General features: G+C 67.9%; 18 protein-coding genes and 1 pseudogene. 14 read left to right on the forward strand and 5 right to left on the reverse strand.

Features of this window, described 5'->3' with window-relative positions:
• Positions 1-41: 41 nt before the first annotated feature.
• From OG990_RS35555 to OG990_RS35575, 5 genes and pseudogenes are all read left to right on the forward strand, one after another.
• A complete protein-coding gene (locus tag OG990_RS35555; RefSeq protein WP_328419685.1) occupies positions 42-524 on the forward strand; it encodes a DUF6232 family protein in 483 nt (160 codons plus the stop codon).
• 328 nt (positions 525-852) lie between these two features.
• Positions 853-7302, forward strand: coding sequence for a carboxypeptidase regulatory-like domain-containing protein (locus OG990_RS35560; protein WP_406078475.1), 6450 nt, complete (start codon positions 853-855; stop codon positions 7300-7302).
• A gap of 988 nt (positions 7303-8290) precedes the next feature.
• A complete protein-coding gene (locus tag OG990_RS35565; protein ID WP_406078476.1) occupies positions 8291-14233 on the forward strand; it encodes a polymorphic toxin-type HINT domain-containing protein in 5943 nt (1980 codons plus the stop codon).
• 39 nt (positions 14234-14272) lie between these two features.
• Entirely contained in the window at positions 14273-15106 is an 834-nt protein-coding gene (locus OG990_RS35570) for a hypothetical protein (RefSeq protein ID WP_406078477.1), read from the forward strand.
• A gap of 180 nt (positions 15107-15286) precedes the next feature.
• Positions 15287-16280, forward strand: a pseudogene (locus OG990_RS35575) (IS256 family transposase); the annotation flags it as partial.
• Positions 16281-16671: 391 nt separating this feature from the next.
• Here OG990_RS35575 and OG990_RS35580 read toward each other — a convergent pair.
• Both OG990_RS35580 and OG990_RS35585 read right to left on the reverse strand, forming a co-directional pair.
• Positions 16672-17004: a DUF3817 domain-containing protein gene (locus tag OG990_RS35580; protein ID WP_406078478.1), complete on the reverse strand. Its 333-nt coding sequence runs from the start codon at positions 17002-17004 to the stop codon at positions 16672-16674.
• Positions 17005-17029: 25 nt separating this feature from the next.
• Positions 17030-17452 (reverse strand): hypothetical protein, encoded by a 423-nt coding sequence (locus tag OG990_RS35585; protein WP_328419677.1) that lies wholly within the window; start codon positions 17450-17452, stop codon positions 17030-17032.
• A 131-nt stretch (positions 17453-17583) separates the two neighbouring features.
• On the opposite strand from OG990_RS35585, the gene OG990_RS35590 reads away from it, so the two are divergent.
• The 3 genes from OG990_RS35590 (at position 17584) to OG990_RS35600 (ending at position 18915) form a co-directional block, all read left to right on the forward strand.
• Positions 17584-17928, forward strand: a complete 345-nt coding sequence (locus OG990_RS35590; RefSeq protein WP_406078479.1) for a DUF6158 family protein — start codon at positions 17584-17586, stop codon at positions 17926-17928.
• A complete protein-coding gene (locus OG990_RS35595) occupies positions 17928-18266 on the forward strand; it encodes an SRPBCC family protein (protein ID WP_355609301.1) in 339 nt (112 codons plus the stop codon). The genes OG990_RS35590 and OG990_RS35595 overlap by 1 nt, the downstream gene beginning before the upstream one ends.
• 109 nt (positions 18267-18375) lie before the next feature.
• Positions 18376-18915 carry a DUF1360 domain-containing protein gene (locus OG990_RS35600; RefSeq protein WP_406078480.1) on the forward strand — a complete coding sequence of 180 codons (540 nt, stop codon included), beginning with the start codon at positions 18376-18378 and terminating at the stop codon, positions 18913-18915.
• A gap of 54 nt (positions 18916-18969) precedes the next feature.
• Here OG990_RS35600 and OG990_RS35605 read toward each other — a convergent pair whose 3' ends face one another.
• The 3 genes from OG990_RS35605 to OG990_RS35615 all read right to left on the reverse strand — a co-directional run bounded on the left by OG990_RS35605 (position 18970) and on the right by OG990_RS35615 (position 20841).
• A complete protein-coding gene (locus OG990_RS35605; RefSeq protein WP_328426051.1) occupies positions 18970-19164 on the reverse strand; it encodes a hypothetical protein in 195 nt (64 codons plus the stop codon).
• 62 nt (positions 19165-19226) lie between these two features.
• Positions 19227-19460 carry a hypothetical protein gene (locus tag OG990_RS35610; RefSeq protein WP_386988444.1) on the reverse strand — a complete coding sequence of 78 codons (234 nt, stop codon included), beginning with the start codon at positions 19458-19460 and terminating at the stop codon, positions 19227-19229.
• Positions 19461-19746: 286 nt separating this feature from the next.
• On the reverse strand, positions 19747-20841 hold the full coding sequence (locus OG990_RS35615) for a 3-deoxy-7-phosphoheptulonate synthase (RefSeq protein WP_328426049.1): 1095 nt from the start codon (positions 20839-20841) through the stop codon (positions 19747-19749).
• Between the two features lie 273 nt (positions 20842-21114).
• Between OG990_RS35615 and OG990_RS35620 the strand changes: the two genes are divergently transcribed.
• The 6 genes from OG990_RS35620 to OG990_RS35645 all read left to right on the forward strand — a co-directional run bounded on the left by OG990_RS35620 (position 21115) and on the right by OG990_RS35645 (position 26417).
• Positions 21115-21330: a hypothetical protein gene (locus OG990_RS35620; RefSeq protein ID WP_386987021.1), complete on the forward strand. Its 216-nt coding sequence runs from the start codon at positions 21115-21117 to the stop codon at positions 21328-21330.
• 136 nt (positions 21331-21466) lie between these two features.
• Positions 21467-22759 carry a M16 family metallopeptidase gene (locus tag OG990_RS35625; protein ID WP_406078481.1) on the forward strand — a complete coding sequence of 431 codons (1293 nt, stop codon included), beginning with the start codon at positions 21467-21469 and terminating at the stop codon, positions 22757-22759.
• The gene (locus tag OG990_RS35630; RefSeq protein WP_406078482.1) at positions 22756-24099 is read left to right on the forward strand and encodes a M16 family metallopeptidase; all 1344 of its coding nucleotides are present in this window, start codon (positions 22756-22758) and stop codon (positions 24097-24099) included. The genes OG990_RS35625 and OG990_RS35630 overlap by 4 nt, the downstream gene beginning before the upstream one ends.
• 194 nt (positions 24100-24293) lie before the next feature.
• Complete coding sequence (locus OG990_RS35635; RefSeq protein WP_406078483.1) at positions 24294-25319, forward strand: aspartate-semialdehyde dehydrogenase; 1026 nt, start codon at positions 24294-24296, stop codon at positions 25317-25319.
• A gap of 144 nt (positions 25320-25463) precedes the next feature.
• Positions 25464-25904 carry a PPOX class F420-dependent oxidoreductase gene (locus tag OG990_RS35640; protein ID WP_328419659.1) on the forward strand — a complete coding sequence of 147 codons (441 nt, stop codon included), beginning with the start codon at positions 25464-25466 and terminating at the stop codon, positions 25902-25904.
• Positions 25905-26000: 96 nt separating this feature from the next.
• Complete coding sequence (locus OG990_RS35645; RefSeq protein WP_328419657.1) at positions 26001-26417, forward strand: CBS domain-containing protein; 417 nt, start codon at positions 26001-26003, stop codon at positions 26415-26417.
• Positions 26418-26436 lie beyond the last annotated feature (19 nt).

Consider the following 26436-nt stretch of genomic DNA (forward strand, 5'->3'; position numbering starts at 1 on the left):
CCGTGAATCGTGAAGGCGCAAAGACGCGACCGCCGCGAACGGTGCCGGGCGCAAGGTCGACCCTGCTGTACGCGCGACCCGGCATCATCGTGACCGTCGACCGGTTCACCGTCGGCCGGACGAGTTACCGGGTCGCCGACCTGACCCATCTGCGTACCACCCGGGGCCCCCACGACCGGATCGCCGTCCGGGCCGTCGCGATCACCGCCGCCATGATCGGCGGTGTCGGGCTGCTGCTCGGCTTCACCGGCGGCCTGCAGCGGCTGACCGCCGGGGCGTACCTCATCCTCGGTGCGGTGTTCCTGCTGCCGGCGGCGCTGGCCCTGGTCGGCGACCGCTGGCGGCCACCGCCGTACGAGTTGTGGGGGTGGCACCGGGGTGCCGAGGTGCTGCTGTTCAGCGCCGACGACGAGCGGCAGTTCGGCCAGGTCACCCGGGCGCTGCTGCGCGCCCGGGAGGTGAACCGGTACGGCGGCTGGGTGGACCCGCTCGCCTCGGCCGACCCGTGGCGGCCCAGCCGCTGATCCGGCGTAAGGCAGCCGCGTTTGACGCTTGCGTCAACTTGTCCCGATAGCGCCGGACAAAGGGTGGTGAAGAGGGAATCGAAGCGGGGCCCGGCATGACTGGCGACTTTCGCCTGATATGGCTGGGTTGTGGTCCGGATGGTTAGCTTCGTACGTAGCGCCAGGTGGACCGTCGTTTGAAGGGTGGCCGCGCGGCCCAAAGATTGTCGATCTTCCATATTGCTTCCGCTGTGTCGAGTCGATTACGTTGAGCGCGCAGCGCTGGCGGATCGATCAAGACGGGGGCTCGTGCATGGTCGGCTTTGGGTGTCCTGCGTCCTTTTTTAGGTTGCTGCGACGCAGCGGCGCGTCGCTGCTTGTGGTGATCATGTCGGCGTCAGTGCTCATGGCACCGGCGGCTTCGGCCCGCTCGGCATCGGCTGCGGCCAGCGGGAGTTGCGTCGACGTCCAGCCGGACGCCGCCCGCGCGCGGATGATGCTCGCCAAGTGTGGCCGCCCTGTGGAGATCCTGGCTGAGCGGACCGAGTACGCCCAGACGTTCCTCAACACCGATGGCTCCCGGACTCTGGAGCAGAGCATCGAACCGGTCCGGGTGCGCAAATCCGGTACGTGGGTTCCGATCGACACCACGCTCAAGGCCACCCGGGAAGGCTTGACGCCCCGTGCTTCGGTGCTGCCGACGGTCTTCTCGCCGGGTGGCGACAATGCGCCGTTGGCGAGGTTGCGCGATGGTGGTCGGGAGTTGGCGGTGTCGTGGTCCGGCACCCTGCCGGCCCCGGTGCTGGAGGGGTCCTCCGCCGTTTACCGGAACGTGCTGCCGGATGTCGACCTGCGGGTGACGGCAGGTGCCCTTGGCTTCTCCGAGGTGCTGGTGGTGCGCACGAGGCAGGCGGCGGCCAATCCGAGGCTCAAGTCCCTGCGTTTCGGCTTAGCGACCAAAGGCGTGACGGTCGGCCCGACGGCCGGCGGCGGTCTGGCCGCCCGGGACACCAGCGGTCGGGATGTTTTCGCCTCACCCGCACCGCTGATGTGGGACGCCACTGTCGGCGGCGCCGAGCCGGATGTCACCACGCCGGGCGCTGCGGCCGATCCGCAACAGGCCGGCAGATCGGCCGATGCGCCGGCCGGCACCGCCGGGGTGACCCGCCGAGCGGTGATGCCGGTTAGCGTCAGCCGCGATGCGTTGACCATCGTGCCGGATCCGGCGATGCTGGCCGACCCGCGTACCAAACTGCCGATCTACATCGACCCGTCGTGGACTGGCGGCATCGCCAGTAACGCCTGGACGTCGGTATGGAGCAAGCACAAGTCCAGCTCGTTCTGGCAGGACACGACGGCTCTGCAGCGAGCGTCGACGTACGGTGCCGCCGGGGCGGGTCGTACCGAGGACTGCGATGGCTGTGCCGACCACATCATCCGGTCCCTGTTCCGGATGAACACCAGCGCCGTCAAGGGCAAGACCATCACTAAGGCGCAGTTCCGGATCGAACAGTTGCACTCCTGGACGTGCAACCCCAAGTCGAACGCGAAGCTCTGGCTCACCGGCAAGATCTCAGCTTCGACGACCTGGAACAACCAGCCCACCTGGGACAGCAGCTACACCGCGCAGACGGCGGCGAACCGCAAGCTCGGTGCCGCCCACGGTTGCCTCGGCAGCGGGACCATCGAATTCGACGTGACTCGGATGGTGGACAGAGCCGCGAAGAGCAACTGGCCCGATCTGACCGTCGGACTGCGGGCCGTCGACGAGGGCACCAAGAACCAGTGGAAGCGGTTCAAGCACTCGACGCCGAAGCTCTCGATCACCTACAACACCAAGCCCAACATTCCGTCGGACCGTAAGTCGGATGGCAAGCCCTGCGCAGTGGGCAATTCCCGGCCGTACGTGCTTACCACCACGCCGACCCTGGCCGCCAAGCAGTCAGACCCGGACTCTGCCCAGCAGTCGCTGACCACCTGGTTCTACTGGTGGCCGGCCGGCGGCTCGCGCAACGAGACCAACAAGATCTCACAGGCTTCGGGTAACCCGTCGGCGGTCTCTAAGCAGATCCCGTCAGGCAAGCTCGCCGATGGCGCGACCTACGTCTGGCAGGCACGCACCTGGGATGGCACGGACTATGGCGACTGGTCGGCGACGTGCGAGTTCACCGTTGACGCGACGCCACCGGAGAAGCCCGGCGGGCTGAGCTCCAGCACCTATACGCAGGACGGCGTTCCGCATGGTGGTGTCGGGGTACCGGGCGTCTTCGCAGTCGCGCCGCCAACGCTGAGAGCGTCTGAGGTCAAGGAGTATGCCTACACGCTGGACCTGGGCGTACTCACGGCGGCGCCGACCGTACCGGCCCGGCCAAATGACTTCGGTGCCTCGATCAGTGTCGTCCCCCTGCACGACGGGGTGAACACGCTACGGGTCTGGTCGCGGGACCACTCCGGCCGCTACTCGACGGTCCCGGCGACGTACATCTTCAGCGTGCGAGCCGGATCCGGGCCGGCGGCGACGTGGACCTTCGAGGGGACCGGCAGTACCGCCGCCGACGACTCCGGTCACGGCAACACCCTCACCTTGTCCGCCCCCGCGACGCGTACCCCCGGACGGGCCGGTGTCGGCTCGGCGCTCGCGCTGAACGGCAGCGCGTCGGCCTCCCTGACCGGATCGGTGATGACGCCCAACCCGGATACCGGGGCTGCCACGCCGGTGCGCACGGACGGAAGCTTCACGGTGACGGCCCGGGCGCGCCTCGGCACTGTGCCGACCACCGGCTACCAGGCGGTTCTCAGCGCCAACGGCACCCAGATGCACGCCTACAGCTTGGGCTACTCCGGCACCGACCAGCGGTGGCGGTTCACCATGTCCGGATCGGACACGGCGAACGCACCGCTGCACCACGTCCTGTCGAACGGGGCGGCCACGGCGGGCAAATGGACCCACCTCGCGGCGACGTATGACGGTGCCACCAAGAAGATGACGCTCTACGTCAACGGGGTGGCCCAGACCGCGACGGCAACCTTGGTCGGTGGCTTCAACGCCACCGGCTCGGTCACCATCGGCAAGCGCAGGTGGAACGGCGCCGAGGACAGCTTCTTCACCGGTGCTGTCGATGACGTCCGCGTCTACAACCTGATCGAAACACCTGCCAAACTGGCCGAGCTGGCGCTGCCGTTGCAGCCTGCGATCTCGTTCCCTAACGGCACAGAGATGACTGCCGGTGGGCAGCTCCAGGTCACTTTCAGCGCCGGCGGCGACACCAACGTCACCAAGTTCCGGTACAGCGTCGGCGACACCAGCTTGTCCAACACGGTGAACGTGACCGCCGCGGGCGGGGCCTTCACCGTGACAATCAACGTGGGAACCACGGTAGGCGAACGCCCGATCTACGCGGTCGCCATGGACGACGGTGGTCGGACCGGCAGCATCGCCCAGGCGACGTTCACGGTCAAGGTGACCGCTCTCGTCTACGGCACCGTCATCGACGCCCGGACCTACCTTCCGGCAGCCTATGCCGTTGTCCGGCTCGAGCCCGGTGGGGTGCAGACCACTGCCGGTCCCGACGGATCATTCAGCTTGTCGGGCTTCGCGCCGGGGGTCTACACCCTCACCGGATCCGTTGGCGGGCGCTGCGGATCGTCCGACACCCAAGGTCCGTTCGAGATCGACGGCCAAGGGCTAGGCGTCGACCTGTACCTGGCACTGCACAGCGACAACGAGGGACACACGTGCAGCACGTCGGCCAAGCCGTTCGCGGCGGCCGAGACGGTGCTCGGGTTGACCGGTGACGACGCGGTCAACGAGGTTCCGCTGCCCTTCACGTTCCCCTTCTACGGCCACGCGTACCGCAGCGCCTGGGTCGACACCAACGGGGTCGTCTCCTTCACCGACCCGGGCGCCTCTCACCCCTACGCCGGGGTTACCCTGCCCGCGCCGACCGAGCCGAACGGCCTGGTCGCCCCGTTCTGGGACGACCTGGTCGTCGATTCCACGGCGAGCGTTCGCACGGGCACCGTGGGAACGGGCATGAACGAGCAATTCGTTATCGAGTGGCGAAACGTGCACCGGAAGGCGTCGCCCGCGCAGCGGCTCTCCTTCCAGGTGCTGCTGACCGCCGACGGCACCGTGACCACGAACTACGACCAGCTCGACAACGACGCTGAGCGCGGTGCCAACGCGGTGGTGGGCATGGAAGCCCCCAGCGGTGACGACGGGCTCGTCTATTCGGCCTCGACTCCGGCGCTGGCCACTGGCCAAGCCGTCACCTTCGCCCTACCGGAGACCGCTGAGCCGCTGGCCAAGTACAACCTTTCCGGTGCCTTACTAGATCCGGCCGGTGCGCCGGTGGCCGGTGCCATCGTCGCCCTCGACCCGAGCGGGCTGACCACCACCACCGACGCGGACGGAGCATGGAGCTTCACCGACCTGGTGGCTGACAGCTACACCATCTCGTCGGCACAGCACAACCGGTGCGGGCCTTCGGCCGAAAGTCAGGTCGACCTGACCGAGGACACTGTTCGCACTCTGCAGCTCACGGTCGACTACGGCTCACTCGGCTATGCCTGCACCGTCGGCGCCTCCGGTTACGTGACCGCGGACACGGTCCTGGCGCGGGACACCTGGGGCAATACGAAGGTGACCCTGCCGTTTCCCTTCGTTCTGCACGGAAAGACGTACACCACCGGTTGGGTGAACGAAAACGGATTGATCAGCTTTGACGAGGTTGCCCCGATCACCGTTCTCAACGAGGACATGCCATCGAGGGATGCCCCCAACGCGCTGGTGGCTCCGTTCTGGGACGAGCAACTGGCTTCCTCCCCCGACTCGGTCCGCACCAGGACCATCGGTACCGCGCCGAACCGGGCGTTCGTGATCGAGTGGTCCAATGTGACGTTATGGACCCTCACTTCTACTTACAGCCTGAGCTTCGAGGCGATGCTGCACGAGGATGGGAGAATCGGGTTCCACTACGGCACCCTGACCAGCTTGCCCCAGAAGGGCTCCGGTGCCACGATCGGCATTGAGAGCGCCACCGGAGAGGTTGCAAAGCTCTACTCCTTCATGGAACCGGCCGCGATCAGCAATGGATCCATCACCTTCACGCCAGCGCCCCCTGGGACGATCAGTGGCACCCTGACCATGACCGGAACCGGGGAGCCGGTGGCCGGCGCGACGGTCACGCTTGACCCGGGAGCACGCACCACGGTCACCGGGGCAGACGGTGGATACCAGTTCACCAACGTCCCGGTCGGCGAACACGCGGTCGCCGCAGTCGGCGCTGACAACCGGTGCGTAGGCCAGTACGCCCGGCAATTCGTCAATCACCCCGGCGGCGCTCAGGATCTCGACCTGTCGCTGATGGTCAATGGTGACGAGTTCGGTTACACCTGCGAGGCGGGACCAATCAGCTTCATCCCAGGTGACGTGGTAGAGACCTGGCGCGGTGACGACAAGGTGTGGCAGAAAAACCCGCCGTTCCCGATCACGCTCTACGGCGAGACGCACACGACGGCCTGGATCAGCTCCAACGGCCTGATCAGCTTCAGCAGCCTCGCGGACATCGAAACCGACAAGCCGACGCCGACACCGCTGCCGTACGACGAGGCGGGCGGGGCGATCGACAACGCTGTGTACGCGTTCTTTGACGACTGGGGCGTCGACGCATCGAGCGCGATCGCCACCAAGCTCAGCGGCAGCGCGCCGAATCGCCAGTGGGTGGTCGAGTGGCGGAACGTCTACCGCTACGGCGACAAGACGCACCGGGCGTCCTTCGAGGTCGTCTTCAGCGAGAACGGCGAGATAGCACTGGCCTACGCCGACATCGACCCGACCGACGACCGGGAGCGGGGCGGCACGGCGACGATCGGCATCGAGAACGCCGCCGGCAACCTCGCCTACCAGTACCTGCACCGGGAGGCGCGGTTGGCGAGCGGCCAGGGCGTGACCTTCCGGCCCAGCCCGATGGGGTCCGGCTCGCTGACTGGCACGGTCAGCTGCCAGGGAGCACCGGCGGCCGGAGTTGCGGTGGCGGTCGCTGGCCAGAGTGCTACCACCTCGGCTACGGGTACCTACCGGATCACAAACGTTCCCGGTGGCTCGTACGCGGTGATCGCTACCAGCGCGACCGGCACCTGCAACGGATCCGCGGTGCAGCAGGTTACGGTCGGTGTCGGCACGGAACGGACGGTCGACTTCGCGGTGGGAGCCACCCCGGCCGGCGTTGGCTACACCATCGCCGAGCAGCCAGTGACTTACACCCCTGCGGACGGCACCGTCCTGTCGCTCTCCGGTGACGACCGGGACACTCGGGTCGATCTGCCCTTCCCGGTCACCCTGTACGGTCAGCAGGTCAGCTTGGCCTGGGTGGACACCAATGGCCTGATGAGCTTCGCCAGGCCGGACGACCCGTCCCCGTCCCCGTACCCGATCCCATCGGCGGGCAGCCCAGCCAGCGGCGTCTACCCGTTCTGGCACGACTGGGTTGTCGATGCCTCGGCCAGTGTCCGGACCGCGGTGCGCGGTACGGCACCAAACCGCCAGTTCGTCGTGGAGTGGCGCAACGTCTACTCGTACGAGGACCCCAACACCCGAGTCACCTTCCAGGTGATCTTCGACGAGTCCGGGGGCTTCAGCTTCGCCTACGCCGATCTCGATGGCACGTTCCTGGAGCGCGGCGGCGCTGCCACGATCGGCATCGAGGGTGCCGACGGTACCGCCGCGCTCCAGTACACCCACCGGCAACCGGTGCTCCGCGCCGGTCTCGGCCTTCGAATTAGTCCGTCAACGTTCTGAATCCAACGATGCAGGCCCCGGACTGGATGCCTCGGTCCGGGGCCAGCAAATCAGATTTCGCTAGAGCACCTCGCAGGTAAGCACCTGTCCACCCTTGATCCACACGAATCCCGGAGGTTGCCCGGTGACGTCGCCATACCCCACTTCGACAGGCGCGCGTGGAACGGCGCGCCACCGCGCGGTGGGACGCTCGGCCGCCGCGGCCACCGTCACTGTCGTGCTTCTGGGTGGGATGCTGACCGTCCCCGCTCAGGCGGCCGTCCCGACCAGCGGGTATTCCAAGCCCTCGGCGAAGCCCGTCCCGACGGTTCCCGTGAATGCGGTCAAGACCAACCAGATACCCGAGATCAAGCGCCTTCCATCGGCCAGCGACAGGCCAGCTCCGAATTGGCCGTCGGCCGGGAGCGAGGTAGTCGATCTAACCGACACGCGGGGCCTCGACCAAGCTAAGCAAGCCGGGTCACTGCCGGTCCGAATCAAGGCGTCCGCTGCCACAGCTAAGGGTCAGGCGCCTTCTCCAGGGCGGGTGCGGGTCGAGGTTCTCGACCGCGCCGCAACTGTGCGGGCGCAGGTACAGGGGGTGCTGTTGCGGGCTGAGCGCACAGATGGCATCGCCTCTGCAGGTCCGACGGACGTCACAGTTGATTACCGACCCTTTGAGAATGCGTACGGTGCGGACTGGGCCAGCAGGCTCCGTCTGGTAGCCGTGCCGTCATGCGCCCTGACTGCTCCACACAAGAGCGAGTGCGCTCCGACCCCGTTGCCATCCAGGAACGACCTGGCGGCGCGATCCGTCTCCGCCACCGTCCCGGTGGGCCCGACCGCAACGCTATTCGCCGTCTCTGCAGCCTCGTCCGGCCCGACCGGCGACTACGCAGCAACCTCGCTTCAATCGTCCTCGACCTGGTCGGCCGGCGGCAACACCGGGGCGTTCACCTGGTCATACCCCATGCGAACGCCACCACCGCCGGGTGGAACGGCGCCTGTCGTGGCCTTGAGCTACTCCTCCCAGTCGGTGGATGGACGGCATGCCGCGACCAACAACCAACCCTCGTGGGTCGGTGAGGGCTTCGAGACGGTCGCGGGCGGGTTCATCGAGCGACGTTACCGGCCCTGCGCGCGCGACATGGACGACGACGGTCGAAACAACACTCGCAAGACCGGGGACCTGTGCTGGGAAACAGACAACGCGACGTTGTCGCTCAACGGAAACTCGGGCGAGCTGATCTACAACGCCGCCGAGGACAAGTGGCATTTGCGCAACGACGACGGCTCCCGCATCACCCGTCAGAAGGGGGCTGACAACGACGACGACGACGGCGAACACTGGGTTCTCACCACGACCGATGGCGTGCAGTACTGGTTTGGGCGCAATCATCTACCTGGTTGGGTGACCGGCAAGCCAGAGACGAACTCGACCTGGACGGCTCCCGTCTTTGGCAACGACTCGAACGAGCCCTGCCAGGCCACGGCATTTGCTGACTCTGACTGTATGCAGGCGTGGCGGTGGAACCTCGACTACGTCGTCGACCCATCCGGCAACTCCATCTCTTACTGGTACAAGAAGGAAGCCAACAAGTACAGCCGCAACCTGGATCCGGACGACGATGCCGGATACGACCGTGGTGGATGGCTCGACCGAATCGACTATGGCACCCGGCAGTCTGGCGGGGTGGACTCCGTTTTGACCACCGCCGCCCCCTACCGGATCGACTTCGCCGAAGGTGATCGTTGCCTGGACTCCTGCACGGTGCATGACGGCGTGCACTGGCCGGACACTCCCTGGGAGTCGGAATGCACCGGCTCCTCCTGCGGCGACAAGTACACGCCAACGTTCTGGTCGACGAAGCGCTTGCTCAGCGTGACCACACAGGTGCGCAGTGGCGGCAGCTACAACAACGTTGAGCAGTGGAACTTCACCCACCGGTTTCCCGATCCTGGCGACACCACCCGAGCCGGACTGTGGCTGGACAAGATTTCGCATCGCGGGCTCGTAGGCACCACCACCACCGTCCCCGACATCGAGTTCACCGAGGTCCAGCTCGCCAACCGTGTGGACACGGAAGACTTCGCCGCCGCGATGAACTGGTTGCGAATCACCAGGATCCGTAACGAGACAGGCGGAACGACCAGTATCAACTATTCGAAACAGGACTGCTCCGCGACCGGCCCCAAGCCCACACCACACGCCAACGCGAGTCGCTGCTACCCCGTTATCTGGGAGCCGGAGGGTTACTCGAACCCGGTCACCGACTGGTTCAACAAGTACGTCGTCGAGACAATCTACGAGAACGACAACACCGGCGGGGTTCCGCCTCAGGGAAGTCCTCGGATCGTCTACAAGTACGACTACCTCGATGGCGCGGCCTGGCATTACAGCGACGACGACGGCCTCATCGACAAGAAGTACAAGACCTGGTCCGACTACCGCGGCTACGGCCGGGTCAGCGTCACCGTGGGCGACCCGGGCGAGCAGACCTACACCGAGACCCGTTACTTCCGTGGCCTGTACGGGGACCGAGCATCAACGACTGCTGGCGATCTCCGGACCACGAAGGTTGACGGCATCAACGACGAAGACTGGTTCGCCGGCATGACCCGAGAGACCACGGTCTTCAACAGACCGGGTGGGCCGGTGGTCTCCAGGGAAGAGAGCGTCCCCTGGTCGTCCTCCGCGACCGCCTCCCGAAAGATCAACGGCGACACGGTGACCTCCCGCTTCACTCGAGTGGGTACGGTTCAAAAATTCAGCTCGCTTGACGCGGGCCGCGGCGAACGCTCCACGACGACGACCACCAGCTACGACGAATACGGGATGGCCGTCAGGATCGAGGATTCCGGCCGGGACGGCGTCGCCGGCGACGAGCGCTGCACCAAGAACGACTACACACCACGGAACACCGGAAAATGGCTGGTAGACCGGGTTCACCGGGTACAGCAGTACGCCGTGGCTTGCGGGGCAGCGGACGACACCGCCGAACTCGCCGATGCCGACGTCATGACCGAGGTGCGGACCTTCTACGACAACGCCACTGGCTTCGAGACCGCACCCACCCGGGGCTTGGTCACCCGAACCGAGGAGATGTCCGCCTGGAACGGCGGCCAGCCGACTTTCGCGGTGAAGGGGCGGGCCGCCTATGACGCCCACGGCCGAGCGACATCGGTGTGGGACCCGATGAACTTCGAAACGAAGACCTCCTTCACGCCGGTGACCGGCGGTCCTGTCACCGCAACGAAGGTCACCAACCCGATGCTGCACGAGACGAGCACCACTCTCGCCCCCGCCTGGGGACTGGCCACCGCGGTCGTCGATCCCAACCTCAAACGCACAGACCTGGCCTACGACGGGCTCGGTCGTCTAGTCGCAGTCTGGCTTCCCGGCAGAGACAGCACCAAGGTCACCGCGAACGTGACCTTTGAGTACCAGCTGAACACCGCCGCGGCGACTGCGGTCACGACCTCTCGCTTGAACGCCGCCGGCAGCTACATCAAGACCTATGAGCTGTACGACGGGCTGCTCCGAACCAGGCAGACGCAGGCGACGTCCCCCTCCGGTGGACGGGTGCTGACGGACACCTTCTACGACACGGTCGGACGCGAGATCAAGACGTTCAGTCCGTATCACGTGACAGGTGCGGCGGGAACGTCCCTAGATACCGCGACGGAACGTCAGTTCGTGCCCTCCCAGCAGCGGAAGCAGTATGACGGAGCCGGCCGGATCACCGCCACGATCTTCCAGCCGTATGACGTCGAACGGTGGCGCAACTCGACCTACTACGCCGGAGACCGGATCGACACCACGCCACCGGCCGGAGGCACTGCCACCTCAGCCGTCGTTGACGTCCAGGGCCGCACCAGCGAACTCAGGCAGTACCACGGGGCGATCCCGACCCCTGCCGCCGCGGGCAGCTGGGACGCGCTCTCGTACCGCTTCAATCGCAAGGGCCAACTGGACAGCGTCACCGACGCTGACAACAACCAGTGGACCTACGCCTACGACATCCGCGGACGGCAGATTGAGACGACCGACCCCGACAAGGGCAAGGTGAACTCCACCTACGACAACTCGGGTCGCGTGACCACCACAGATGCGGGCGGCAAGAAGCTCGCATACCAATACGACTCGCTCAACCGCAAAGTGGGGGTGTACGAGAACCAACTCAGCGGCACCCAGCGTGCCCAGTGGAGATACGACACCCTTGCCAAGGGCAAGCTGACGCAATCGACGCGCATGGTCGGGACGGCCACTTACCAAACAATTGTCATGGGCTACACCGACACGTACCAGCCGACCGGTACGCAGGTGATCATCCCTGCCTCCGAGACCGGGCTAGCGGGTACCTACAACTTCGACAACACCTGGAACGCAGCCGATGGTTCGCTGGCCTCTTCCAGCCTGCCGTCCACGAACAGTGATCTTCCAGCGGAGACACTGTTCTACGCGTACGACGCTTTGGGTCTGCCGACGACCCTGAAGACCCTGTACGGGAATTTGAGCAGCTCGTATGTCACCCGTACCGACTACAACGCCCTGGGCCTCGTAGATCAGATCGAGCTGTACGCCGGTGCTGGCGGCCGGGTGAAGCAGGCGTTCACGCGCGAATTGGAGACCGGCCGGCTGACCGGTATCCGCACCGATCGTGACTCCTCGAGCCCCAACATCCTCGCCGACGTGAGCTACGCGTTCGACCCGTCGGGCAATATCACCATGATCAAGGATGTCGCCCCGGACCCCGTTGACGACACCCAGTGCTTCACCTACGATCAACTTCGGCGCCTCCGGCACGCCTGGACACCCGAGTCTGGTGTCTGCGGCACCCCGGATGCTGATCATTTGGCTGGCCCTGCCCCCTACTGGCATGAGTGGACCTACGACAAGGTCGGCAACCGCCGCGAACAGATCGTGCACACCGCCTCCGGGGCCTCGACAACCACCTACAACTACCCCGCACCCGGGACCGCTCAGGCGCATACGCTCACGTCCACGAGTGGGGCTGTCAACGGTGCCTACACCTATGACGAGGTTGGCAACACCAAGACTCGACCCAGCGCGACCGGTACCCAGAGGCTGACCTGGGACTCCGAAGGACACCTCGAAACCAGCACGGACGACAGCGGCGAGACCCGCTACATCTACGACGCTGAAGGCAACCGACTGATCCGGCGGGATCCGACGGGCAGGACGCTCTATCTGCCCGGTCAGGAAATCCGGTACACCACCGCGACCAAGGCAACCACCTGCACCCGCTACTACAGCTACGGCGGCGCCCTGGTCGCCTCCCGGACCGCCACCGCCCTGACCTGGCTCACCTCAGACCCGCAGGGCACTGCTCAGGTAGCGGTCACCGCGATCAGCCAGGGAACCACGGTTCGCAGGCAGTTCCCGTTCGGCGCGCCGCGCGGTGACGACGCTCCCTGGGCGAACGACAAGGGCTTCGTCGGTGGTACCCGCGACAACACCGGCCTGACTCACCTTGGTGCCCGCGAGTACGATCCGCAGCTCGGCCGGTTCATCTCCGTCGACCCGATCATGGATCTCACGGATCCGCAGCAGATCCACGGCTACACCTACGCAAACAACAGCCCGATCACCCTCTCCGACCCCGACGGCCTCGACCCTGGGGGAGGCCAGGCCTGCGACAACGGTCTCTGCACCCCGAACTCCACCTGGGGACAGACCGGCGGCGGGTCAAGCGGCACTGGATCAGGATCAGGAAACGGATCTGGATCGAACGGCGGCGGCTCCGGGAACGGGGGCGGTTCCAGTGGCAGCACCGCCACTGCCGACCGCGACATAAGGGAAAGGGCGGAGCGCAACAAGCAGCTGTTCGTGCAGACGTTCAACGACGACAACTCGTTCTGCCAAGCGCCCGGCTACAAGTCGCGCTGCGACGAAGCCCGTAACGCGGTTGCGGGTGGTTACGACCCGTACAACGCCTGGGTCGAGCTCGTGTGCGGTAACGGGTGGGGCAACACCATCTGCATGAACGAGCTCGGCTACAAATGGAATTGCGGGGCTACGGCCTGCCCCGACGTGCTCACCCATGGCGGCGAGATCCTTGCCGGGGTGACCGGGGGCGTCGAGGTAATGGGTGGTAGGGGAGCGCTCGGTGGCTTCCGCTCAGCCGCTACCGACTCCGCTATTCTCGCGCGGCTGAGCAAGCTGGCAGGTCAGAATGCTGGCGGAAAACTCGAGGCAGCCAACTCTCTCGGTTACCGACTCGCAAACGGGTTCTGCAGTTTTAGCGGAGACACCCGTGTCTTGATGGCTGACGGCACGACCAAACCAATCAGCGAGATAGAACTTGGTGACGAAGTCCTGGCGACCGATCCGGAGACCGGCGAGGAGGGTCCCCGAGAGGTCACCCGCCTCTGGGTGCATGACGACGATGTCGTGGCGCTGGCTGTCAATGACGGAGTCCTCACCACCACCGAGGATCATCCGTTTTGGAATGAGACCGACCGTGAATGGCAGCGGGTTGACGCCCTCGATCCAGGCGACGCGCTTCTTTCCGCCGGCGGCCGTCACCTCGCGGTTGACGAGATGATCGATCTTGCCGAACGGCAGACCGTCTATAACCTTACTGTCGCGGCCATCCACACGTACTATGTGATGGCCGGTGCGACGCCGGTCCTGGTGCATAACGCGTCGTGTGGTCCGCTAACTGCGGCGCAGCAGACAGACATTGCCAAGTACCTCGGCTACAACAAACTCCGGGGTAACTATGGGAAGGCCAATGTGTTCGAGATCAAGAAGCCTGGACCGGGCCAGCCGCGGTACATCAGCCGTGATATCGATCAGCACAATGGCGGTGTTTTCAAGGGTGCAAACAAGATTGAAGACCTTTGGTCAAAGAGCAAACGGACTGGCACCTATGACGTCGATATTGTTGATGGTGAGGTACGTGGACTTCGGTGGATCGGTGAATGACGAATGAAAGATCGCCGTTGGTATCGTGTCACTCGTAGCATGGCTGACCCGGAAAACTTCGTCGGGGCGCTGGCGCGGGCGTTTCCTATGCTTTCCACGGAGGTCTTCGCCATTCGAAGCCCTGAGGTTCGCGTTCTCGGAGGACCATGGACGGCCAACACGTTTCATGACGGCAGCACTGTTCGCGGAAATGACACGTTGCGGCTTGTGGGCGATTTGCTGAAGGACCCCAGATTCTGGTGTGAACTGGAGTCGGACGGTCTTGAGGTCCATGTATCAGAAGACGCTGTCTACCTAGGGACTTCGCCAAATAGGGCGTCGGTGATGACGGCTCAAGCGGACCTTGACGTTGCTGTTGTCCCAGACTCTCCATACTCGCAGGACGACGTTGACGCCGTACGCTACAGGCCCGCTACCGCCGACTTCTGGGGTGATCTCGACGCTCTCCTCCAGAGCCGTGGTTCTCTGTTGCTGGTCAGCCAGTGGGCGGGCGGTCTCGGTGGAGAACAATGGTATCTTCTTCAAAGTTCGACTGATGTTCTGGCGGCCAGAGCTGGTGTCGTACCACGGTCGATCATTGCAGCCTTTGAACCGGAGCGCTATATCAGGATTGACGACAGCAGCCCTGTTGAAGTAGAAGGCTTCGTCGGGTCAGAAGCCGTCTACGGAAATCTGCGTTGGTTAACTCCTGATAGTGGTTCTAGGCTCGATGCATCCGTCGTGAATGACGAACTAGATCTTCGCGAGAAATGTAAGATACCGAAGGTAGGCGCCGTACTTTTCTGTTGGCCGGAAACGGATATGAGTGGATGCATTACCGCAGCTTGCCCGGACGTCGATGGGGTAGTGCGTACGTTGTTCAGGTTTGAGTAGCCGGTCGCCCACCGCTTTCGTTCTGTGCGTAAGTGTGCGCTGGTGCGCGTGGCGATTGATGTCAGGGCCGCTATCGCCAACTCCGCATACATCCCAATAGGGATTGTGGATCTAACGGTGTTTCCGGCCTGACCCGCTAGGCGTTGTGCCTGGTGAGGGGGGTGCCGTGACGACGCGACACTGAACGACGGGACCGGACGGAAGAAGCGGCCTGAGCTGTCGGCGGAGGCGAAGGCCGCGGCCGAGCTGGTCCGGGCGGCCAAGGAACAGGGGTTGTCGCTGACCGGCCCGGACGGGCTGCTGAAGCAGTTGACCAAGTCGGTCCTGGAGGCCGCGTTGAACGAGGAGATGACCGAGCAGCTCGGTTACGAAAAGCACGACACGCCGGGTCGGGCTCGGGCAACATCCGCAACGGAGCCCGGTTGAAGACGGTGCTGTCTGACGCGTTGGGGCCAGTGCAGATCGATGTGCCGCGGGATCGGGCCGGCACCTTCGAGCCGCAGATCGTGCGCAAGCGGCAGAGGCAGCGGCAGCTGTCGGGGTCGACGAGGTGGTGTTGTCGTTGTATGCCAAGGGGTTAACGACCGGGGAGATCAGCGCGCACTTCGCCGAGATCTACGGGGCGTCGGTGTCGAAGGAGACGATCCCCCGGATCACCGACAAGGTGATCGAGGAGATGACCGACTGGTCGCACCGTCCGTTGGACGAGATCTACGGGGCCGTGTTCATCGACGCCGTCGTGGTCAAGGTGAGGGATGGGTAGGTCGCGAACCGGCCGTTCTACGCCGCGATTGGGGTCACCATGGAGGGGGAGAAGGACATCCCCGGGTTGTGGGCCGGCTCCGGTGGTGAGGGCGCGAAGTTCTGGATGAGCGTGCTGACCGACCTGTGTAACCGGGGCGTCAGAGACGTGTTCTTCCTCGTCTGCGGCGGTCTCAAAGGCCGACCCGAGGTGGTCACGAACGTGTGGCCACGCACGGTGCTGCAGACCTGCATCATCCATCTGATCCGCAACACGTTCCGCCTGACGTCTCGCAACTACTGGGATGCGCTCAAACACGACATCAAGCCGATCTACACCGCCGTCAACCTGCAGGCGGCCCGGGCGGCGTTCGACGACCTGGCCGACAAGTGGGGCGACCGGTATCGCTGGAGTGCGCGAAGGTTCGTCAACGTCAGCCTGCATTGCCGTCACGGTTGCCGTCAACGAGAGCAGGAATTCGATGTGTATCGATAGAAGGGTATCGGGGTCGGCTCGGGCTCTTCGAGCTGTGGCGTTCCATGCAGTGAAGCGGCGATTACCGGAATGCTCGACCAGGCTTGGTGAGGGGTCGTCGCGGCCTGACCCTGCATCGGGTTTGGCATCTCGATGCGGGTTCGGCGTCGCTCGGCGTGCGCGCGGGGGCCGGAACGGCTGTAGCGCGTGGGCGCGGCCCGGCGTCAGCCGGGCCGTTCTTGATCCTGTAGAGCAGTTTTGAGCCAGCCGGATCTTGGCCCGGCTAGCTCATTGCTTGGGTTCCCGGAGGCCGCCGTGTGGCAGGTCGAAGGCGTCAGGGTGGACGCAGTTAGCCCGACTTCAGTGCCGGCTCCGGGGTGCGCTCTGCCGGGCGGTCGAGCCAGCCGCTGACCCGGCGCTCGGCGTAGAACGAGACGAACGGCACGGTGCCGGCCAGCATCACCAGAAGCATCCGCTTCAGCGGCCACTCGGCCCGACGGCTCAGGTCGAACGCGGCCAGCAGGTAGACCATGTAGAGGAAGCCGTGCGCCTGCCCCACCGTCTCGACCACGACCGGATTGTCGAACGCGTACTTCAGCGGCATGCCGATCACGACCAGCAGGATCAGTGCCACGCCCACGATCCAGGCGATCACGCGGTACCGGGTAAGGGCTGCGCCCACCTTCGTCCGTCCTTCCGAGCCCGGCTCAGCCGGGATAGTCACCGGGTCGAGCGCCCGGGTTGGCGTTCAACCATGACAGGTAGTGGTTGTAGGCGGCCAGGTCCGAGTCGTCGACGGCCTCGCCGCCGGCCGGCACCCGGGACACCCGCACCGGTCGGCGTACCGCCGGTCGGGACCCGGCGGTGACGGTCGGCTCAGGTTCGGCGGCCGGGTCAACCGGCGGCGCGTCGGCCGCTGCGGCGGCCCGGTGGGCCAGCCGCACCTCGCGCCACCAGACGTAGACCACGAAGCCGGCGAAGATCGGCCACTCGACCGCGTACCCCCAGCTGATGCTGTTGCCGGCGGTGGCCCGGCTGATCTGCCACCAGCCCAGCCCGAGGAAGCCCACGACCAGCACGACCATGGCCACGTGACGCGCGATCCACGCCGGGGTCCAGAGCCACCTCATGGCATCGAGGGTACCGGGCACGCTGCCGCTCTCCGACACCGTGTCGTAGTTGTCGCACGGCGGGGGATGGTTTGGCATTACCCGGTGTGGGCATCCGTCTAGACGCCAGCCCAAACGAGACCAGGGGGGCGATGATGACCGGATCGGTACGCGAGGACGGCTTTCCGTCCAGCGGTAACAGGGATATAAGCCCGGAGCAGCGGGTGCCCGAGTGGGGCGGTGACCACCTCGCCGACCCGACGGGCGACGGCCCGGATCCCGACGGCGACCTGCTCGGCGTCGACCCGACGGAGCTGACCGACGAGGATCTGATCCGCGAGATGCACAGCCTGCACCGCACCCGGCTGGACACCCTCCGACACGCGGCGGACTCCGCGCTCGCCAACCACCTGCGGCGTACGGCGGAGCTCGAAACCGAGTACCTGGCCCGCCACCCAGGCCGGGAGATCGACCCGAGCCGCCTGCGGGGCGTGTGATGCCGGCGCGTGCGGTGCGCGGCATGTCCGCGCCACCCGAGGTGGTCTTCAACACGGCCACCGACCCCGCCCGCGCGTCGGCGTGGTTGCCGGAGCCGCTGCGCGGCGACGGCAGCCCCGCAGCGGAGATCAGTGGGGAGGAACTGCGGGCCCGCTGGGGCGACGGCGACGACGCCGACTGGTCCGCCGAGATCCGGGTGGAGCCGGCGGACTCCGGCGGCGCCCGGATCCAGCTCGACCTGGTTGACAGGTCGGGCGGGCCGGAGCCGGACCAGCTGGCCGACGAGGCGCTGAGCAACCTGATCCGCGAGGTCGCCGACAACCTCCAGGCCGGCTGAGACCTCCGCCGGCCCGAACCCGGCCGGCGCCCCGGCAGCGGGCCTGCGATCCCCGACCAGCCGCGCGGGACGGCCAAGCCCGCACCACCACGACACGCGAGGAGACCGGGTGACCCCCACTGGCCTGCGACAGAAGGCGGCGCGACTGCGCCGGGCGTACGCGCCGCACGAGCACCGCCCGCTCGGCGGCTACCTGGTGGCGATGGGCACCTATGCCGGGGTCACCGGGGCGCTCGCCGGCCTGGTGAAGGCGACCGGGCGGCCGGTGCCCGAGCGTCCCGCCCCGGCCGACGTGGTGCTGCTCTCCATCGCCACGCACAAGCTCAGCCGGCTGCTGTCCAAGGACGCGGTGACCAGCCCGCTGCGGGCGCCGTTCACCCGGTACGACGGTCCGATCGGCAGCGGCGAGGTGATGGAGCAGGTCCGCGACTCGGGCAGCTCGACCCGGCACGCCATCGGGGAGCTGCTGAGCTGCCCGTTCTGCCTGGCGGTCTGGGTCGCCACCGGGCTGACCGGGGGCCTGGTGCTCGCGCCCCGGCTGACCCGGTTGGTGGCCACCGCGCTGACCGCGGTCGCCGCGTCCGACTTCCTCCAGATGGCGTACGCGACGGCGCAGCAGGCCGCCGAGGGCGGGCACGACGACGACTGATCCGTGACGAGCGCAGCGGGGGCCGGCGGTTGCCGGCCCCCGCTGTCGTGCGCGTCAGCGCTGCATGCCGGACCAGCCGTGCGGCGACTCCGGCTCCCGTTCGTCCTCGTCGGCCCCGGTGATGATGTCCCGGTCCACCGCCGTCTTGTCATGTTCGTTGGCGAAGTCCGGTTCGGGCGTGGTGTCCCTGCCCTTCGGCGGTTGGGCCAGCGCCGCCACCTTCTCGTCGTGGTCCTCGTGGTGCGTCATGTCGGTGTCCCTCCAGAGGTCGTCGGCGCGCTCGGGGTCGGGGTGCGAGGTGGCGGGCGCGCTCACCCGACGGAGCCGCCCAGCAGGTCGCTGACCTCGTCCACCGCGTACTCGCCCTCGGGCAGCGAGTCGATCCGGGCCAGCAGGTCCGGCGGGAGCTCGGCGGCCACCGCCCGGCGGTAGATCTCCGCCTGGGTGACCCGCTCCTGACCCCGGTAGATGTCGTCGAGCAGGTCGTCGAGGGCCTGGGTGTCCGGCTCGCCGGCCACGGATGCGTCGTCGGTCACGCCGATCAGCTACCCGGGCCGTAATCGGTCAAACGTCGCGCCGGGTGGCCCCGCGCTTGGCCGTGGCGGGCATACGACAGCGCCGCCCCCGGCCGGTGGGCCGGGGGCGGCGCTGGTGTCGGTGTGCAGGTCGCCTCTCGGCGAGTGGCACTACGCGGCTCCAGCCGGACGGTATTCCGCGAAGGCTATTTAGGTGAGGCCCGGGGACACTGGACACACCGACACCCCAGTCAACGAGCGGACCCCCACCGCTGTTCCGCCCTTTCCTGTGGTCGCCGTCACAGCGACCGGCAGGTCAGGCCGGGGTCGGCAGGGTGGCCCGCCGGGCCCGGACGGCGGTGGCCAGGTGATCGAGCACCTCGGCGGTGTCGTCCCAGCCGAGGCAGGCGTCGGTGACCGAGCGGCCGTACTCCAGCTCCCGGGTCGGGTCGAGGTCCTGGCGGCCGGGCAGCAGGAACGACTCCAGCATCACGCCGGTGATCCCTCGCTGGCCGGCGGCCAGTTGGGCGGCCACATCGGCGGCGACCAGCGGCTGGTTGCGGTGGTCCTTGCCGCTGTTGGCGTGGCTGGCGTCGATCACCAGCCGCTCCGGCAGGCCGGCGGCGCGGAGCAGGTCGAGCGCGCCGGCCACCGACTCCGCGTCGTAGTTGGGCCGGCCACCCCCGCCGCGCAGCACCAGGTGCCCGTCCGTGTTACCCCGGGTGTGCATGATCGCCGGGGTGCCGGAGAAGTCGATGCCGGGGAAGACGTGCGGGACTCCGGCGGCGCGGATCGCGTCCACGGCGGTGCCGATGCTGCCGTCCGGGCGGTTCTTCATGCCGATCGGCATGGAGAGGCCGGAGGCGAGCTGCCGGTGCACCTGGCTCTCCACCGTGCGCGCTCCGATCGCGCCCCAGGCCACCGTGTCCGCGATGTACTGCGGGGTGATCGGGTCGAGGAACTCGCAGCCCACCGGCAGGCCGAGGCGCAGCACGTCGAGCAGCAGTGCCCGTGCCCGCCGCAGGCCGGTGTTGACGTCCCCGCTGCCGTCCAGCCCCGGGTCGTTGATCAGGCCTTTCCAGCCCACCGTGGACCGTGGCTTCTCGAAGTAGACCCGCATGACGATCAGCAGGTCGTCGGCGACCCGGTCGGCGGCGACGCGCAGCCGCTGGGCGTAGTCGAGGGCGGCAACCGGGTCGTGCACCGAGCAGGGGCCGACCACCACCAGCAGGCGGTCGTCCTCGCGGTCCAGCACGCGACCCACCGCGCGTCGGCCGGTCAGCACGGCCGAGGCGAGCGGGGCGTCCAGGGGCAGCTCGTGGTGCAGCAGTGCAGGCGTGGTCAGCGGCACGACACGGTCGATCCGCTGATCGCTGACCCGATCGGTCTCCGGGGTCGTCACGGTGGGAATCCTTCCGCCGACCGTGCCCGGGGCCGGTGCCCGGGACGAGCCGGCTGCTCGTACGCAAAAGGGCAGGAACGATAGCTCCTGCCCAGCCGGCTCGGTCCGTGGTGACGTCAGATCATGGTGAAGTCACCGGCGTGCGAGCCGGCTGCCTAAACCATCGATACGAACGCGTCACGGGCCCAGCGTACCCGACCGGGCCGTGAAGCTGAGCGGGTCGTCCCAGAAGGCTGGACGATCACCGCGTGGCAGGGCCGAGGCGGGGGTAACAGGGGTGCCATGACAGACGAGCAGAGCGATCAGGACCGGGTCGAGTCCCGGGCGCACCTCCTACCCGAGGAGGCGGCGGTTGGCAGCGACGACGCGGAGGCGCAGGCGGAGGCCATCCTCACCGAGTCGGATATTCGCGAGGCGGACCAGAACGCGGCCCCGGACACGGTGCTGGAGCACCGCACCTCGGATCAGACGGTGGTCGCCGTCGAGCCGCCGGACTGATCGGCCGCCACGGCCCAGGCGGACGCGACCGCGAGCACCAGGCGCGGCGCGTCCGCGCCGAGCCGCGGTGGCGCGGTCGGCTCGCCGACCCACCTCGCGTCACCTTTCCGCCCGCGAGATCGGATAGCGTCGTGCCATGCCCGACAGCGGTTACCCCTGGCCCATCGAGACGTCCCGACTGGATAACGGCCTGCGCGTGGTGGTGAGCGAGGACCGCACCGCGCCGGCCGTGGCCGTCAACCTCTGGTACGACGTCGGCTCCCGGCACGAGCCGGAAGGGCAGACCGGCTTCGCCCACCTCTTCGAGCACCTGATGTTCGAGGGCTCGGTGAACGTGGCGAAGACCGAGCACATGAAGCTGATCCAGGGCTCGGGCGGCTCGCTCAACGCCACCACCAACCCGGACCGGACCAACTACTTCGAGACGGTCCCGGCCGAGCACCTGGAGCTGGCGCTCTGGTTGGAGGCCGACCGGATGGGCGGCCTGGTCCCCGCGCTCACCCAGGAAACCCTGGACAACCAGCGCGACGTGGTAAAGAACGAGCGCCGGCAGCGCTACGAGAACGTCCCGTACGGTGACGCGTGGCTGCGGCTGTTGCCGCTGCTCTACCCGCCGGGGCACCCGTACCACCACTCGACGATCGGCTCGATGGCCGACCTGAACGCCGCCGACCTCGCCACCTTCCAGGCGTTCCACGAGACGTACTACGCGCCCAACAACGCGGTGCTCACCGTGGTCGGCGACGCCGCGGCCGCCGAGGTGTTCGCGCTGGCCGGCAAGTACTTCGGCGCGCTGCCCGCCCGCGACGACATCCCGCCGGCCCCGGACGGCCGGAGCGTCCCGGCGACCGGGCGACCCGCCGCCGAGACGGTGACCACCGACGTGCCGGCCCCCCGGGTGTACGTGGCGCACCGCGGCTACCCGTTCGGCAGCCCGGGGTACGACGTGCTCACGGTGCTCGCCACCGTGCTCGGCAGCGGCCGGGGCAGCCGCCTCTACCAGCGGCTCGCCGACGGTGAGCGGATCGCCCAGCCGGACCTGGTCGGGGCGTACGGCGTGGACCTCGCGCACGCCCCGGCGCCGCTGATCGCCACCGCCACCGCCCGCCCCGGTGTGAGCGCCGAGCGGCTGGCCGAAGGGCTGGCCGAGGTCGTCGACGAACTGGCCACCGTGCCGGTCACCACCGCCGAGCTGGACCGGGCCAAGGCGTTGCTGAGCACCGCGTGGTGGCGGCAGATGTCGACGGTGGACGGCCGCGCCGACACGCTCGGCCGGTACGCCACCCAGTTCGGTGACCCGGCCCGGGCCGCCGACCGGCTGCCCAGCTGGCTCGCGGTGACCGCCGAGCAGATCGCCGAGGCCGCCGCCGAAGTGCTGGACGCCGCCAACCGGGTGACCCTGACCTACCTGCCCGAGGAGACTCCATGACGCTGATCGCCGTCCGTCCCGGCCCGGGTGCCGCTCGCCCGTACCGGTTCCCGCCGGTGGTCCGCCGCGCCGTGGCCGGCGGTCAGGTGGTCGCCGCGCACCTGCCCGGGCAGAACCTCGCCGTCGCGCTGCTGCTGCTCGACGCCGGCGCCGGCCGAGAACCGACCGGCAAGGAAGGGCTGGGCGGGGTGCTGGCCAAGGCGCTGGAGGAGGGCACCGCGCAGCGGGACGCCACCGCGTTCGCGCTGGCCATCGAGGCGCTCGGCACCGAGCTGGTGACCGGGCTGGACTGGGACTCGTTCCAGGTCAGCGTCCAGGTGCCGGTGGACCGGCTGACCGCCGCGGTGCAGCTGCTCGCCGAGGCCGTCCGGACGCCCCGCCTGGACCCGGCCGATGTCAGCCGGGTCCGTGACGACGAGGCGACCGCGCTGCGGATGGACTGGGCCAACCCCGGCCCGCGCGCCGACGCCGCGCTGCGCGCGGACCTGTTCGGCGCGGAGAACCGCTGGGGACGCCCGATGTACGGCGACCCGGAGTCGGTGGCCGGGCTGGACGTGGAGGACGTGACGGTCTTCCACTCCGAGTGGTTCCTGCGGCCGGGCACCCTGATCGTCGCTGGTGACCTGGACCGGATCGACCTGGACGCGCTGGCCGCCGCGGCGTTCGCCGGCACCGGTGGGGGCGCGGCCGACCGGGGCGGCCCGATCGACGTGCCGATGCACAGCGGTCGGCGGATCATCCTGGTGGACCGCCCCGGCTCGGTGCAGTCCACGCTGCGGCTCGGCCACCCGTCGCCGTACCGGGCGCACCCCGACCACGTGCCGATGACGCTCGCCGGCACGGTGCTCGGCGGGGCGTTCACCTCCCGGCTCAACCACCTGATCCGCGAGGTGCGCGGCTACACGTACGGCATTCGGGGCGACTTCGCCTCGTCGCGGCGGTTCGGCCGGTTCGCGGTCAGCTCCGGCGTGCAGACCGCAGTGACCACGCCGGCCCTGGTCGAGGCGGTCGGCGAGATCACCCGTACCCAGGTCGCCGGGGTGACCGAGGACGAGCTGGCGGTGGCCCGTTCCTGGCGGGCCGGTCAGCTCTCGGTCGAGTTGCAGAGCCCTCGGGCGATCGCCTCCGCGCTGACCACGCTGGTGGTCCACGACCTGCCGGACGACTACCACGCACGGCTGCGCGAGGCGCTGCTCGCCGCCGACGTGGACCAGGTCTCCGCGGCGGCGGCCACCCACCTGCACCCGGACGCGCTGACCCTGGTCGTCGAGGGCGACGCCGCCATCATCCGCGACGAGCTAACCGCCGCCAACCTCGGCGAACTGATCACCCACCCCTGATTCCGCGTTGATCATGGGGTTGACGGGGAGTTCGATCACCGAACACCCCGCCAACCCCATGATCACCGGAGCGGGCGGGGGAGGGCCGGGGGTCCGGGGGTCCGGGGGTCGGGTTGGGGTTGCAGTGTGATGCGGGACCCGGGGGGTGGGAAAGGGCTCCCGGTTGTGGGGGCGGGCTGGGTAGCCTCGCGGGCATGAGGATCGGCATTGTGGGGGCCACTGGCCAGGTCGGTGGCGTGATGCGGCAGGTGCTGGCGCAACGGGAGTTCCCGGCGGAGCAGGTGCGGTTGTTCGCCTCGGCGCGGTCTGCCGGGCGGACGCTGCCCTGGCGCGACGGCGAGGTGACCGTCGAGGACGCCGCGACCGCGGACTACTCCGGTCTGGACATCGTGCTCTTCTCGGCCGGTAAGGGGACGGCCCGGGAGTTGGCCCCCAGAGTCGCCGAGGCCGGTGCCGTGGTGATCGACAACTCCTCGGCGTTCCGGATGGACCCGCTGGTGCCGCTGGTGGTCGCAGAGGTCAACCCGCACGCCGTCACCGAGCGCCCCAAGGGCATCATCGCCAACCCCAACTGCACCACGATGGCCGCGATGCCGGTGCTGCGTCCACTGCACGCCGAGGCCGGCCTGGTCGGCCTGGTCGTCTCGACGTACCAGGCGGTCTCCGGCGCCGGGCTGGCCGGCGTCGCCGAGCTGGACGAGCAGGTCCGCAAGGTCGCCGAGCACGCCGCCGCGCTCGCCTTCGACGGATCGGCCGTGGAGTTCCCTGCGCCGCGCTCGTTCGCCGAACCGATCGCCTTCAACGTGCTCCCGCTGGCCGGCTCGATCGTCGACGACGGCTCGTTCGAGACCGACGAGGAGCAGAAGCTGCGCAACGAGAGCCGCAAGATCCTGGAGATCCCCGACCTGAAGGTCTCCGGCACCTGCGTCCGGGTGCCGGTCTTCACCGGCCACTCGCTCCAGATCAACGCCCGGTTCGCCCGGCCGCTCACCCCACAGCGTGCCCACGAACTGCTCGCCGACGCGCCGGGGGTGGCGCTGACCGACGTCCCGACGCCGTTGCAGGCGGCCGGGCAGGACCCGAGCTACGTGGGGCGGATCCGCGCGGACGAGACCGTCGAGTACGGGCTGGCCCTGTTCTGCTCCAACGACAACCTGCGCAAGGGCGCCGCGCTCAACGCGGTGCAGATCGCCGAGCTGGTCGCCGCCGAGCGTCGCTGACCGTCGCCGTCACCCGAGGCCCCCGTCGGCAACCGGCGGGGGCCTCGGCTCGTTCCAGGGGATGTCGCCGGTCGGCCATCGGGCGCGGCGGGCAGCCGGTCGTGCTTGGATGGACGAAGCTGACCGTGCCACCTGGAGGAAGCCGTGCCGGACGACCGCACCCAGCAGGCGTTGACCGACCTGATCGCCGGCCGCTCGATGGGCGTGCTGGCGACGCTCAAGCGGGACGGGCGGCCACAGTTGTCCACAGTGGTCTATTCGTTCGACCGGGAGGCGGGGCTGATCCGGGTCTCGGTCACCGACGGCCGCGCCAAGACCGCCAATCTCCGCCGGGACCCGCGGGCCAGCTTCCACGTCGGCAGCGAGGACGGCTGGGCGTACGCGGTGGTCGAGGGGCACGCCGAGCTGACCGCCCCGGCCAGCGAGCCCGGCGACGAGACCGTCGAGGAGTTGGTGGCGGTCTACCGGTCGCTGCGCGGCGAACACCCGGACTGGGACGAATACCGCGAAGCCATGGTCGCCGAGCGGCGGCTGGTGCTGCGCCTGCCCGTGGAGCGGATCTACGGCGCGCCGCCCCGAGGCTGACGCTCGCCCGTCGTCCTACGGTCGGCCGGCCACCCCGCGTTACCCCGCCCCGGGCGGCGGGTAGACGGGCCGTGCCGACACCGAGAGGGGAGCACCATGACAACGGTCGGAGAGTTCATGACGACCCGGTTGGTGACGATGGACGGCAACGACACGCTCATCGCAGCCGCGCAGGAGATGCGCGACAGCGCGATTGGTGATGTGGTGGTGACCGACGGCGACAGTGTGGTCGGCATCGTCACGGACCGGGACATCACGGTCCGGGGTGTCGCCGAGAACATGGACCCGGGCTCGACCCGGTTGAACCAGGTCACCACCCGAGATGTGGTGACCGTGAGCCAGTACGACGACGCGGTGGCCGCCGCGGACCTGATGCGCACCTACGCCGTACGCCGGCTGCCGGTGATCGACGACGGGCGCCTGGTCGGCCTGGTCTCGATGGGCGACCTCGCGGTCGAGCGCGAACCACAGTCGGTGCTGGCAGACATCAGCGCCGACGATCCGAACAACTGACCGTCCGCTGCGGGCGCGC

The organism is Micromonospora sp. NBC_00858, from assembly GCF_045207365.1.
GTDB lineage: Bacteria > Actinomycetota > Actinomycetes > Mycobacteriales > Micromonosporaceae > Micromonospora.